The organism is Nostoc sp. 2RC (genome assembly GCF_014222165.1).
In the GTDB taxonomy this organism is placed as follows: Bacteria; Cyanobacteriota; Cyanobacteriia; order Cyanobacteriales; family Nostocaceae; genus Nostoc; species Nostoc linckia.
Genome location: NZ_JACKZU010000225.1, coordinates 1 through 13,058, shown reverse-complemented (window position 1 = coordinate 13,058; position 13,058 = coordinate 1). Strand labels below are relative to the sequence as shown.

The 13,058-nt window shown below is 37.8% G+C and carries 11 protein-coding genes; 4 read left to right on the top strand and 7 right to left on the bottom strand.

The window, feature by feature from the left end; all coding sequences use genetic code 11:
• The first annotated feature begins 200 nt into the window (after positions 1-200).
• The 3 genes from GNE10_RS22490 (at position 201) to GNE10_RS22480 (ending at position 2,254) form a co-directional block, all read left to right on the top strand.
• Positions 201-1,169 (top strand): acetamidase/formamidase family protein, encoded by a 969-nt coding sequence (locus tag GNE10_RS22490; protein WP_185567068.1) that lies wholly within the window; start codon positions 201-203, stop codon positions 1,167-1,169.
• A gap of 634 nt (positions 1,170-1,803) precedes the next feature.
• Positions 1,804-2,070: a toxin HicA gene (locus GNE10_RS22485; RefSeq protein ID WP_099066329.1), complete on the top strand. Its 267-nt coding sequence runs from the start codon at positions 1,804-1,806 to the stop codon at positions 2,068-2,070.
• Entirely contained in the window at positions 2,054-2,254 is a 201-nt protein-coding gene (locus GNE10_RS22480) for a type II toxin-antitoxin system HicB family antitoxin (protein WP_099066330.1), read from the top strand. The genes GNE10_RS22485 and GNE10_RS22480 overlap by 17 nt, the downstream gene beginning before the upstream one ends.
• A 149-nt stretch (positions 2,255-2,403) precedes the next feature.
• Here the strand turns inward: GNE10_RS22480 and GNE10_RS22475 are convergent, their stop codons facing one another.
• The gene (locus GNE10_RS22475) at positions 2,404-2,907 is read right to left on the bottom strand and encodes a GNAT family N-acetyltransferase (protein ID WP_185567066.1); all 504 of its coding nucleotides are present in this window, start codon (positions 2,905-2,907) and stop codon (positions 2,404-2,406) included.
• A 591-nt stretch (positions 2,908-3,498) separates the two neighbouring features.
• Between GNE10_RS22475 and GNE10_RS22470 the strand changes: the two genes are divergently transcribed.
• Complete coding sequence (locus GNE10_RS22470; RefSeq protein WP_099066353.1) at positions 3,499-4,410, top strand: hypothetical protein; 912 nt, start codon at positions 3,499-3,501, stop codon at positions 4,408-4,410.
• Between the two features lie 176 nt (positions 4,411-4,586).
• On the opposite strand, the gene GNE10_RS22465 is transcribed toward GNE10_RS22470, so the two are convergent.
• From GNE10_RS22465 to GNE10_RS22440, 6 genes are all read right to left on the bottom strand, one after another.
• Positions 4,587-5,240: a CheB methylesterase domain-containing protein gene (locus GNE10_RS22465; RefSeq protein ID WP_185567065.1), complete on the bottom strand. Its 654-nt coding sequence runs from the start codon at positions 5,238-5,240 to the stop codon at positions 4,587-4,589.
• A gap of 118 nt (positions 5,241-5,358) precedes the next feature.
• Positions 5,359-7,656 (bottom strand): hypothetical protein, encoded by a 2,298-nt coding sequence (locus tag GNE10_RS22460; RefSeq protein ID WP_185567064.1) that lies wholly within the window; start codon positions 7,654-7,656, stop codon positions 5,359-5,361.
• A 12-nt stretch (positions 7,657-7,668) separates the two neighbouring features.
• Positions 7,669-9,903 (bottom strand): hypothetical protein, encoded by a 2,235-nt coding sequence (locus GNE10_RS22455; RefSeq protein WP_185567063.1) that lies wholly within the window; start codon positions 9,901-9,903, stop codon positions 7,669-7,671.
• Between the two features lie 331 nt (positions 9,904-10,234).
• Positions 10,235-10,810, bottom strand: a complete 576-nt coding sequence (locus tag GNE10_RS22450) for a TIGR04376 family protein (protein ID WP_185567062.1) — start codon at positions 10,808-10,810, stop codon at positions 10,235-10,237.
• Positions 10,811-10,885: 75 nt separating this feature from the next.
• Complete coding sequence (locus GNE10_RS22445; RefSeq protein WP_221642950.1) at positions 10,886-12,040, bottom strand: NYN domain-containing protein; 1,155 nt, start codon at positions 12,038-12,040, stop codon at positions 10,886-10,888.
• Positions 12,041-12,108: 68 nt separating this feature from the next.
• Positions 12,109-12,978 (bottom strand): D-alanyl-D-alanine carboxypeptidase family protein, encoded by an 870-nt coding sequence (locus GNE10_RS22440; protein WP_185567061.1) that lies wholly within the window; start codon positions 12,976-12,978, stop codon positions 12,109-12,111.
• Between the last annotated feature and the right edge of the window lie 80 nt (positions 12,979-13,058).

Here is a 13,058-nt window from a genome sequence, read left to right as displayed (position 1 = left end):
GTTTGTATCAACCTTAAGTGGACGCTACCACATTTTCATGCTTGGCGGTGAAATTTTTTTCATTGGGACTGCCTTCTGAATTGCTTGTGGGGTAGGTGTTGCAATAGTAGCCATAGTATGTCTATCCTCTGTATGGGTCAGTTAAAAAAATTTCCATCACCTGAGATGGGAAGTTCCCATAGTTAGAAGGAGGTAGAGCGATCGCTCACTATACTTTAAAAGCTACTAAAAATACTGTACATTTAGGTGGTTTTTCGCATCTCCTAAAGCCAGCACTTACTATTGATTCCGGCGATACAGTAGATGTGGAAACTTATACTGGTTATTATATTTACGACAAAGCGCCACCAGAGTTCCTCACACCAGAATTTCTCGACATCTGCGAAAATCTTTTACCAGAACGGAAAATAGCTGGAGGGCCGCATTTACTCACAGGGCCGATTTACATACGGGATGCCGAACCAGGGGATGTTTTAGAAGTACAATTAGAAGCGATCGCACCTCGTTTACCTGTAGGCTTTAATGCAATTCGCACGGGTTGGGGAGCTTTACCACATCAATTTTCTCAACCCGCCTTAAGGTTCATTCCTTTGGATTTAGCAAATAATATCGCTGAATTTCCACCCTGCGCTGGAATTAAAATTCCCCTCAAACCTTTTTTTGGAATTCTTGGTGTTGCGACAAAAGAAACTTCTCGGACTTCTGTCCCACCAGGCTACTATGGCGGTAATATCGACAACCGCGAACTCCAAGCCGGTTCTCGTTTATTTTTGCCAATTTTTGTCCCAGGTGCATTATTTTCCATTGGTGATGGACATTCCGCACAGGGAGATGGCGAAGTTAATGTCACCGCCATAGAAACTTCCATGAACGGTAGAATTACACTCAAACTCCGCAAGGATTTACAATTAACAACACCAATTGCCGAAACTCCAACCGATATTATCACAATGGGTTTTGCTCAAACCTTAGATGAAGCCTTAGAACTAGCTTTAAAAAACATGATTGATTTTCTGGAACGCTTCATCCATTTGTCACCAGAAGATGCTTATGTATTGTGTAGTTTAGCCGTAAATTTCCGCATCACTCAAGTTGTAAATAGTCCCCAAAAAGGCGTACACGGAATGTTACCGAAATCAATTTTATCGAAGACTCTTAATTTAACTTGAGTCTGACTTAACTGTAAATTTCTTAATGCGTGTATATCTCAATAAATCAGATTTGTCTCCATCAACAAAATCAGTGGTGCAATATCTAAGTTAGAGTTTGTTCTGTGTTTCTCCAAAGCGATCGCCAAAAATATCGCTTTTATTTTTAGATAGTAATAAATCCAAGAATATGCAGATAATTGTGCTAAATCATGCTGACGAATTGATTTAAAAATTCGGAAAGTATAAATTTATCACCCCAACTAACAAAATGAAGTCCTGGAATCTCCAATTAGTTCATCAACATAAAATAAACTACCTGGATTTACACTTAATCTTCAAGATGTCCGGTAAAATTTTCCAATTAGCATGATGAAAAAATTTAGCATCAAGTTTATTCAGTTGTATAACGCTTGATATTTGCTTAATTATATAGTAATCGCAAATAATTTGTGAAACATCACGTGTTAAGCCTGTTGACTGTCAACAGTTAACACCGACATTGTTCACAACTCAAATAGAATTGCTATAGAATATAAAAGAACTTATCCTAGACATAGCCTGATAGTGCCCAAATAAAACACGTTTTTTGCGAACATTAACAAATTTTTCAAAAAATATGAGACTATAGAAATATTCAGATAGTCAGAAAAACGTGAGTCAACAAGATAAAATCTTAGAAAAAATCCTCTCTGGGACTTCTGATACAGACATCCCTTTTGCCCAGTTATGGCAACTCTTATACAAACTAGGCTTTGATGAACGGATTCGTGGCGATCATCGTATTTTTGTGAAAAATGGTGTCGAAGAAATACTAAATCTACAACATAAAAAAGGCAAAGCTAAAAGCTATCAAGTTAAACAAGTTCGTGCAGTAATTCTTAAATATCAGCTAGGAAGCAAAAATGAACTTTCGCTATGAAATTATTCTTTATTGGAGTAGAGAAAACCAAGCTTTTATTGCCGAAGTACCAGAATTACCAGGCTGTGCTGCTGATGGCGAGACTTATCAAGAAGCTCTGTATAATGTAGAAATCGTGATGCAAGAGTGGATAGAAACAGCTAAAGATTTAAACCGTGTAATTCCTGAAGCTAAACCACGTTAGTGTGTATGTTTCAGGGAACTTTAATATAATTGAAGTTGTTCACTGTTAGTTTTTTATGGCGCTTGTGCTAGTTTTCCCGTTCTGTCTTAGCCTCTTCTAGAGAAGGATAGTAATCACCAAGACTCTATTTGACGTTTTTCAATATTGGATTATTTAACAGATTGATTAATATTAAATCCCATAATCACTAAGTCTCTTTCAACACCGTCCAATTCTCCAACTTTAGGCAAATATCCCCACTGTTGAAACCCAAATGCTTTAAATAACTTTAAACTGGGTTCATTGTGGGCAAAAATGAAGCAGACTAAATTTTTTAAACCCAAGCTTGGACTTTCCTGAATTGCTTTTGTTAAAAGCTGTTTTCCTAAGCCACGGCGATGAAAGGCAGGTGCGATGTAAATACTAATTTCAGCAGTCGTATTATAAGCAGGACGGCCATAAAAAGATTGGAAACTCAGCCAGCCAGCAATTACTCCTTCTACTTCGATTACCCAAAGTGGCCGGTGTGAAGGCGATCGCCCTCTAAACCAAGCAAGCCGACTTTCTATAGATACCTGCTCTAAATCGGCACTTGCCATGCGGCTGGGAATCGCAGAGTTGTAAATTGCCACAATTGTGGCTAAGTCTGTTTCAATCGCATGGCGAATTTTCATTGTTAAGGTCGTGGAAAAAATCTAAGCGCAAATATTCAAAAATCATACCAGGGAACAGGCGACAGGCAATAGGCAATAGGATTTGAGAGAATATAGGTGTACGGAGTTATTTGCAAAAATCAAATAAAAGTTCTATCGCAATTCCAAATAATCTGTGAAATATTACATATTAGGGTTGTTGAGTGTTAACAGTCAACAGTTAACACTCAACACCAATATTTTTCACAAGCTCAATATAATTACTATATAAATTTATATACTTCGTAAGATATAAAAATAATTTAATTTTTAAAAAACCTGAGCAAGCTCATTATAGAACAGCCATACATTGCATATATGCATCAAAAGATACAATATTAATTTTGCTAAATTAATAATCTATATTAGATAGAAAATTCTCATTTGACGCTTGAAATACACACACAGATAAACACTATTTATATCTCCAGCTAAAGATAGAGGTTAGTAATACTAGATTTGCTTAGCATAAGAATAATTAGTAAAGTTTATAGTTATTTATCTAACAAGCAAGTAAATCTTATTATGCCTAATAATTATTATCAAAATAATGAAAAATCTCATTTATCAAAAATGAGTAGTAATCAATCTAAAAATCCATCTTTAGAAGTTGATATTGCTATTTTGATAGATAAAATCAAAAGTGGAATTTGGCTTTTTGGAATTCCGTCTTGGCTTTTTGGGATAACAGACAGAAGTTTAGCGGCATTTACTGATGGTTATGTATCTGCTGTAGAGATTTTTCAATTATTTACAGCATCTTTCTTTTTTTTGAGTTGGTTATATCTCAAACCAGAAGAAAGCTTTAATAGTAATGACTTCAGCCCTAGCCAATATCAAGAATATCTATATCGCATCCAAGCAGAAAAGTTAAAAATTAAAAGGCTACACATGATTAGCCAAGAATATATTTTACCTTTTCCTTATGTTTGCCAAATTTATCATTTATTGAGCCTCAAACATTTAGAAACAGTTCATAAATTTAGTTTAAATAACCTGAAAATTTTAAATATCAGCCACTTTCAAGCTACAAGTATTGGTGGAATAATTAAATTTCAAACAATATTAGATTCGCCAGCTAATCCTTTGAGAATTTGGCGACAGCCAATTGTAGAAGTAGATTTAATATTGCATACTCCATATACTGTTGAACTGAGTATTCCAGTCTACAATAACAAACGAATAATTGTGATTTTTAATGTCTTTCCTCTGAGCGATTCCGAACATCATTTGTTTATAGATATTTATAGCGATTTAGAATGGCCAAAGCCATTATTGCAAATAATCTTGCATTTTGCTTCTTGTTTGACACTCTTTGAAGACTTGCCATATTTAAAAGCTCTAGCTGAAAGAAACATAGAGCGTTTACTTCACTCAAATCGAATTTCCAATCACGAAACGGGGTTGCTTTTTAAAAGATTCGTGGAGCTATATGGTTCGAGTGGAGAAGGAACAAAATTAATTGAAGGGAAAGAAGAGGGTTAAGGGAATTTGTGAGTAAAAAAAGGTACTATTAGTCTATCGCATTAGTTCTGATGGGTAAAGTCATTCTTAATTTTTCTTTCTTTGCGCTCTTTGCGCCCTTTGCGGTTCGTTTATTAACCCAGCAAAATTAATGCGATAGACCACTATTGCTACTGTTGAGGGTTCACACTCAATAGTCAACAGTCATCAATAACGACTGTTAACATTCGATACAAAAGCATTGGAGCAATCTCGTGAATTGGCAAAATGTATTGGGCGGCTCCCAGAGCGATGGCTTCCTTCGGCATCCCAAATACAACGCAGGTTTGCTCATTTTGAGCAATGGTAACACCTCCAGCTTGGGCGATCGCTTGCAGTCCTTCTGCACCATCCCGTCCCATACCACTCAGCAGAATGCCAACAGTGGATGGCCCATAGCAGCCAGCAACGGCTTGAAATAGCACAGTTATGGAAGGACGATGACTAGAAACCGCAGGTGTGCTGGTAGTGAGAAATCGTCCTAAAGCATCGAGTTGCAGGTGTTTTTCCTCCGGAGCAAAGTAAACAGTCCCCGGTTGGGGAAAGTCTCCAGGCTGGGCGATGGTTATGTGAATAGAGCATTCTGCTGCTAACCAATTCACCAACTCTTGCAAAAATCCTTCACTGATATGCTGCACGCACAGGATCGGCGCAGGGAAGTTTGCAGGTAACTGTTGAAGAATCGCGTGCAATGCCTGGGGGCCGCCTGTGGAGGCTCCGATGGCTACAATTTTGAGTGGAGAAACTTGAGAAGTCTTAGCAAGTTTTGGACTGAATCCTTCGTTGCCAATTTTGCGTGTAACAGACTTCATTAATTAATTCTCCATTGTCTATTCTTGTATGGTGGCGGGTAAAAATTTTAACCCCCATTAAAACTTTAATCCCCTTACTTATTCCCAGTCCATCTATAATTTGGCATTTTTGAATCAGCTAAGGAAAAGGACTCTTAAATGGGTTACTGGGCGGAAGAGTATTTGGAAGTGGGGTAGTGGAAGGTGTGGGAGTAGGCTCTACTTTTTTGAGTACGGTGATGGCAAATCCTCGCTGCTGGGATTGTTGCTTACCAGATATATCATTAACTTGCAGAGCAATTTGAAGTGGAAAAGCTAGATTGACTGGTAGTTTAATGGAACCAACTGCTGAAACATCATTGCCGTATGGCAGAAGTTTAACTTGAATATTTTCTCCCTCTACTCTCCAGTTGAGAGTGGCTGTTGTTCCTTCGTTAAGAACTACATTTGGTTGTTCGCTATTGTTGATTGTGAAAGAGACAATTTTAAATGGTTTTGGTAATATTGCAATTTTAGATTCAGTCTTCTTAACATCAATTTTTTGGCTGCCATTATTAGGAAAAGCTTTGATTTCAAAGGCAAAATTTCCAGCTTTAGATGCTGCTAGGGGAATATTTTTACATTGCAGTTGTTGATTTTGTTGCGTGCATAATTTTTGCAGTTTTGGGTCAGTGATATTACCTTCATTAAATTTATAAATAATGGGTTCGCTATATGAAATACCATCATCTCCACTGCCAATAATTTGAATTTGTCCTAGCAGTAATGGACGCTCTATTGTCCAATTTAAAAGAATATTTTGACCTTTGGTGTATTGTGTTTTATCTGCTTTAAAGTCTATTACTTGAGCAATTGGTTTTTCAGCTATTTCTACTTGAGTGGTTTTACTTACTAGTTGTTCTTTGTTAGAAAATAATTGTATTTTTTTGCGATAAACAGCTTGTAATTCAAAAGTATAATTTCCTCTGGTTTTGACTCCAGTTTTGACATTGCTACAAATGAGTTCTTGTTTTTCTTGCACCTGACAAGGAGGTATGCGATCGGCGGCTCCTTTACCTAGCGATTCCGGAATACCATTGCTAAAATCATAAGTAATAGGTTCGATGGATTGGGAACCTTTGGTTGCGATAATCAACTTTTGTAGCTGTTTATATTGTTGAATTTTCCAGTTTAAGGCTACTTCATCGCCTTCAGTAATTCGAGAGTTAGTAGCATCGAAAGATGCTAATCTTAAAGGTTCGGGGTTTAAAATGCGCCAAATAATAAATCCTATTCCTGCCAACAAGCCCAAAATTGCTAAAATCAACAGTAGAAATTGCCACCAAGGACGAGGTTTCCATACCAATGTTCCTTGGGGAAATGTGTTTGGTAAAGGTAAACTGTGTTGGTCTTTAATATCAACTTGAAAGTTGACAGTTAGTCCTGTACCAAACCACGGTCGTCGCCACCAAGGTCGAGGTTTGACCATCAAATTAGCGATCGCACTTCTACTTGGTAACAATCTCACCTCAGTAGGCTCGAAAGTGTAAGTATACAGTTCTTCTTCATCGCGATTTTTCAAGCTCAATATTAATTCGCGGACAATGTTACCCCGATTAACTAGTGACAATTCATACTTGCCAAGGCTACGGCTAACTTGTGCCAAAATAGTGTTAAGTTCTATATCCAAGCGGTAATTTGTCGGAATTTGGATATAGACCAAATCCAGTAGCACTAAGTCTGGAGAGTTTTCCGAATACAAGCGGATAGTTGGAGAATAATTTCCCGCCAGAGTATCCGCGGGTGGATGAAATTTTAAGAATATTTGACCTTGATTACCAGGGTTGAGTTCCAGTGCTGTGACATCAGAGACTAGTCCTTGTCCCTCGAATCCAGTGGCGGGATAATTAATGGTGAACCAGTCATCGTCTAAATCTGGACAAGTCAACCGGAAACGGTCTACACGAGGAGAACGATTATCAACTATCACCTCCACTTGCAAAGGTTCACTAAAATTGAAAATTAATTGTTTGTTGGGGTTGGTGTTAGGTCTAATAAAAAATGTCGGGTCGTTGAGTCGAATTGCGGTTTGTTCTTTTTGTAGAACCTTAATTTTATTTGGGAAGCTAATGGGAGTATCTTGGGGATAATGCAGAGGAGAGTCTACCACTAAGGTGTAGTCGTAAGTGCCGACGAAGGCATCAGGGGCAATTTGAATTTCAAATATTACTTCGTTGCTATTTTGCCCAGGATCTAACGCTAAGCTTTCTCTAGGAGAAGTAGACCACCCTGTTAAATTTTGAAATTCCTCATCAAAAGCAAAATATAAGTCAATAACAGCACTTTTATCTCCCTGATTGCTAACAATTACATAAAGAACAATGGTATCTCCTGGCATTCCAAATTGAATGTCTGGTGGATTAATATAAATTTGTAATGGATTGAATTTACCTTGCATGTCTCGACTTCCTTATTTGATGCGGTGTAGTTTGACCTGAAAATCTTCACTACCACTCACAATCATGGTTCCTTGATTAGTTTTCAAGTCGATACTATTGATTTTTTTAGAGGTTTGATAAATTGTTTCACCTTCTGCTGCTTTTGTTTTGTCTAGTAGATGTTCGGGGGTTAAATACCAAACAACTACTCGTCCATCATCGCCACCACTTACTAGCAGATTACCATCTTCACTAAATGCCAGACTACGCACAGATGTTTTTGAGGCTGACCAGCGGTCTAGTGGTTGACAATTAAGTTCATTTACTTGCACCTGGGGATTGGCATTTTTAGAAATTTGGCAGCGATTTAAATTCCAAATTGTAATATATCCCGCAGAATCAGAGGTGGCGAGGATTTTTTCTGTGGAATTAGGCACAAAAGCTAGTGCCCAAATATAGTCTTCACGCCCTACTCCTGGATCTAATTTTTCCAGACTTTGCACTGATAAACCTGGAAATTGCTTATTAGTTTGATTTGGATTCCACCGCCATAATATGAAGCGTTTATAGTTTCCAGCAATTACAACAGTTGTGGCATCTGGACTCAGAGTTAAGGCGCGGACTTGGAAACCTGATAATTTTAATTGAGTTTGGATGTCGATCGCTTGCGGTTCTGGCAGAAAATTAGTATTTGGTGCTGGTCTTGACCATAATCTCACTTTACCACTGCCATAACCACTAAATAAATTAAGGGAATTGGAAGTAAAAGCTAAATCAAAAACGCGATCGCCTTTTGCTTTGGGATCTTTGAGATCTTGAAGTTCGCTAATCTTATCACCTGAGGGTACATCCCTGAGTTCAATTACACCATTATCTAAACCAACTGCAACACGGTTATTTTCTAATGGCATAAAACGCAACACTTCTACAGCGTCATCGGTAATGGCCATTAAACCTTTTGGCTGTTGGGCTTTATCGCAAGCTACAGGCTGTCCACGATATGTGACTCTGTCATCTGGGTCTAAGCTACGGGCACCGATGCTCCAAAGTCTTAATGTACAATCATCAGAACCACTGACAACAGACAAACCAATACCACTGAAACGCACTGAGTTGACAGAACGCGTATGCATAACACCCGTTGGTTGTAAAATCCATGCTATCAGTGCCGTCAGTAATGCAATGACCGCTAATTGTAACCACAGAGGTATCATCGGCAAAACCCGCACTTCCAATGTCTGGGTGGCTGGGTCTGTACTACCTAAACGTTGGTCGGATAACTCTGATTTCGCCTCCAGCAACAAAGTTTTGCCTATTCCTACCCAAGGGCGTTTAGTTTTGACTTCAAGAATAACTTTAGTTGTTTGTCCTAAATTTAAATTAGCAACTTCAGGTAGCTTCTTAAAACTACATTTTCGTTCGTCTCTACCTTGGACTTGCACATTTAGTTGCTGATTTAAATTACTAGCATTTTTAAATAGCAATTCAAAAGCAGCTGTGTGAGATTTCCAGTCTGGTAACCATGCTGCTTTACTAGGAATTTTTAGCTGTTTTTGTGTGACGCTAAATTCCACAAAACCCACAGGTAAAACTTCAACATTGCCTTGGATACTAGTTGGGTAACCATTATTACTAACAGCTTCAATCACAAAAGGATAATTTTCACTAGGCGCTTGAACCACAGAAGGAGGCTGACATTGGAATGTGACTTCTGCTAAACCACCTGGTTCTACAGGTAGCCTTCGTTCTGCGCTGTTAGTCAGCCAAGAGGGATCGACTCCTGTAAAACGTAGCACTACATTTGTCGGTTGCTGACTCAAGTTCCGTATCCTGACTGGTATATCTACAGAATTACGGGGATAAACTTGGAACTCTCGTACAGGTAATTCTAAACTTAAATGTGTTGGTCTATTGTCTCGCTCAATTTTCAGGCGCAGCACAAGTCTGCATTGTTGTGCTAATTGTGGTGAAAAAATCTTCACCATGAGATTAACAGTACCAACAAATCCGACTATCGGCGTATTGAAAACAAAGACTTGGAATATTGTACTACTGCCCGGTGGCTTTGCTGCTGCCACTTCTGGTTGCAGTGTATACCAGCGATATCCTGGGTTGCGAGTTTCTCCTGCTGCGGTAATTTCTATCTGAAAATTTACAAAGCTATCGCTGTCATTATTGACAGTCACCTCAAAGGATGCAGGAGTATCACCTGGACGAAAGGTTAGGTTTTCAGTTGAAAGGCTAGCACTGACACCATTTTTTTCCATATTTTGATTATTTATAATTCAGGTCGTTGACCATTGACCGTTGACACTCAACAGTCAACAGTTAACAGTATTCTATGGAATATTTTTTTTACTTGGAAGTCCCAAACTACACTAGTGTAGTTGTTGACTGTTAATCGTTAACTGTCAACGGTCAGCAATCTAATCGAGTCAATGTACAACTTAGGTAACTTTGGGGTCGTTGACTGTAAACGGTCAACGGTCAACAGTCAACAGTCAACAGTCAACAGTCTTGTGTGGAATATTTTTTTACTGGGAAGTCCCTGAAATACAGAACAGCTTAGTTTCATCCTGAATGTAGTATGATTTGGGATTATTTTCCCATATTCCGCTTCATTTGCTCTAATTCGTCTTGTGTTTCCCAACGGCGGAACTTTTCTTCTAAATCGTCAAAATTACTAGAAGAACTGCTAGTTTGACTCCACCAGGCATTAGTTTCCAGGCGTTGCTGAGTTTGGGCTTTGGCGCGGACTGTTTGTGCTTCGGCGGCTTTGGCTTGTACCTCTTGTCGTCGCTGTTGGATTTTCCGCAGTAATTCTTGGGATTGGTTGATGCGTTCTTTCAGCCCTTGCATGTGTCCCCAGCGCTGATTTCCTTCTCGCAACAAGGCTGCTTCTCGTTCGCTGGCCGCAGTCACCAAATCTTGTCTACCAGCGTCTTTGGCTTTTTGAACCCGGATGTGCCAACGCTGGATTTCTTGAGCTGTAGCTAGAATATCGTCTTGCGATCGCTTCTCTTGTAATTGTAAATCTGCAATCAGCTTTAATGTATCTTCCTCTTGCTCACGCAGCTGTTCTAGCAGCGCCTCTAACTCCAAATGTGGATTGTTACGCAAGAATTCTTCTAAACGGTTTTCTAGAAACCGACTCAAATCATCAAATAAACCCACTGCCAGAACTCCAGAGGTCGCGTGTGTGATTATTTTATTGTAATAAATTATCGACCAAGGAAAAAATTGTCACAATCATATCTTGCTACTAATTATTGGCTTAACCCGATTGATATTCTGGTTCACAGTTTCTACTTCTGGTTCAGGTATTGAAATAAAATAATCACAAACAGCAGCAAGTACTTTGTTGGTTTGGTTTTTATAAGCACATCCAATTACTGTTTTTCCATACTCATGTAACTTTTTTGCTAAAGAAGCAAATGCCCCATCGCCAGATACAATGACAAAGACTTGCAACGATGGTCGGCTGTGAATTAATTCAACTGCATCAATTGTTAATTGAATATCTGCTGCATTTCTTTGAAAGGAAAAACCAAAAATCTGTATTGGTTCAATACCAAGTTTTTGAACGTCACTTTTTATAGTTTTTAGATTACTATTACTCCAATCAGCATAAGCACATTGGATAGCGATTTTATCAACTAATTCTATTTCATTAATTTGTTTGATAATTTTTGTTAAAGAAAATTTAAAGTTAGGATTTTTATTACCCATTGTCAAGTTTTCAATATCGTATAATATTACCGTATTAAAATTTTGGATGGATGTTTTGATATTTTTAATTGCTGAAAATATAGGTTCTAAAGTAATTGGGGTGATGGAATTGTCTTTTACCTGTTCTAATCTGGCCAAATTGGTTTTAAGATTATCAATTTCTTGCTTTGTATGTTCTAAATCATCAATTTGCTGTTTTGCTTCTTGTAATTCCTGCTGTAACTGTTTATTTGATACATGAATTTCAGAGGATGTTTGAACAGTTGTGTTTTTGAACTCTTCAATAACTTTATTGAAAGTTTTTTCCCGTTGTTTATATGCAGCTACTAAATTTTGCTGCATAGCGTCCCAGTCTTCTGGAAAAGCGTCGCGGGTAAAAAAATTGATCACTGATTCATAACCAGCAATCGCAATTTCCAAATTAATAGCACAATTTCCTTCTGCAAATACTTGAATCAGGTTACTAAATTTTACAATTATTTTAGCTAAATTAGCAGATGTGGTAGTTTGATTGCTAAATTGGTCAATAGCCCATTGCCGCAATAGTAAAGCAAAGTCATGATTTAGTTTGTCTAAATTCTCCCGTAAAAGTGAATATATTTGTTGATTTTGGTAGGTTGCTTTTAACAAATTAATTAGAAAATTTTGTGATTCATGGACGATTTTGGTTGTCATAGCCATATCCCTGATTCAAAATGTAACTCTTTAGTTAAGTTTTCCCAACTTTGCATTACTTGTAACACTTAAAGTGGAGTCAACCAATAATTAATTCCCCGGACGAGTTTATTTTTGAAACCAAATAAAGGTAATTTATCCTGAGATAAACCTAGATAAGTCCAATGTGGGACATCGTTTTCTACAGTTTGAAACCAACCATTTTCATTGAGGGCTTTTCTCTGTTGTTCGCTGGATACGCGTAAATCAATCGCTAATCCCCAGAGGTGTTGTGAAGTTCCAGGAGGTGCAACTACACCGAGAATTTTTGTTTCTGTGCCTTGTTTAACTCTTGCCAAAGTTTGATTATTTGCGTATTTGTGCCAAAATCTTAAATTAGTGTTAAAAGTGCGAGTACAATCTCCAGAACCATAACCAGATTTAAGTGGAATTTTTTCTAACTTCCGCGCTTGATTTAAGGCGTCTGCTGCTGGTTTTTGTAAATAACAATCTCTAGTGCCATCAACATGACCCATTGTCAAAGTAGTCTGAAAACTTTGGGTTTCTTGTTCGTTAGCAAAAACTTCTTTTGGCGGTAATTTAACTGCTGCATCTGGACTGACAAACACCGAGCCGTATGTACGTAGCAAAGTATATTCATAAGTATTGGGCTGGGGAATCGTCGATAAATTTCTGGCGATCGCCGATAAAAAACGCTGTTGTTCGTTTAATTTTTGGTCGGGAATAAATGGTTCTGGCGTTAAATCTTTGGCAGTATTTGTACAGGATACTAAATCACTGCTTAAACATGTGTTTAGTTGGGCAGTTCTAGCTAATTTATGGTGCGTAATCTCATTACTAGCTACTAGGGCAAAAATCATTAAAACTACTATGGTGGTGAAAGTTACAATTTTGACAATTTTTTTCGTCAAAAACTTTTTGTTAGTGATAGGCTTCATTTTTCAATAATTACCTAAATATATTTACCAATTCATTTTCATAGCTTTTTTATGCTAATCAGTATTGATGACTTAAAAAT

Coding starts and splice junctions, on each gene's coding strand:
- GNE10_RS22480 (WP_099066330.1), top strand. CDS start 2,054: ATGAACTTTCGCTATGAAATTATTCTTTATTGGAGTAGAGAAAACCAA.
- GNE10_RS22475 (WP_185567066.1), bottom strand. CDS start 2,907: ATGAAAATTCGCCATGCGATTGAAACAGACTTAGCCACAATTGTGGCA.
- GNE10_RS22470 (WP_099066353.1), top strand. CDS start 3,499: ATGAGTAGTAATCAATCTAAAAATCCATCTTTAGAAGTTGATATTGCT.
- GNE10_RS22465 (WP_185567065.1), bottom strand. CDS start 5,240: ATGAAGTCTGTTACACGCAAAATTGGCAACGAAGGATTCAGTCCAAAA.
- GNE10_RS22460 (WP_185567064.1), bottom strand. CDS start 7,656: ATGCAAGGTAAATTCAATCCATTACAAATTTATATTAATCCACCAGAC.
- GNE10_RS22455 (WP_185567063.1), bottom strand. CDS start 9,903: ATGGAAAAAAATGGTGTCAGTGCTAGCCTTTCAACTGAAAACCTAACC.
- GNE10_RS22445 (WP_221642950.1), bottom strand. CDS start 12,040: ATGACAACCAAAATCGTCCATGAATCACAAAATTTTCTAATTAATTTG.
- GNE10_RS22440 (WP_185567061.1), bottom strand. CDS start 12,978: ATGAAGCCTATCACTAACAAAAAGTTTTTGACGAAAAAAATTGTCAAA.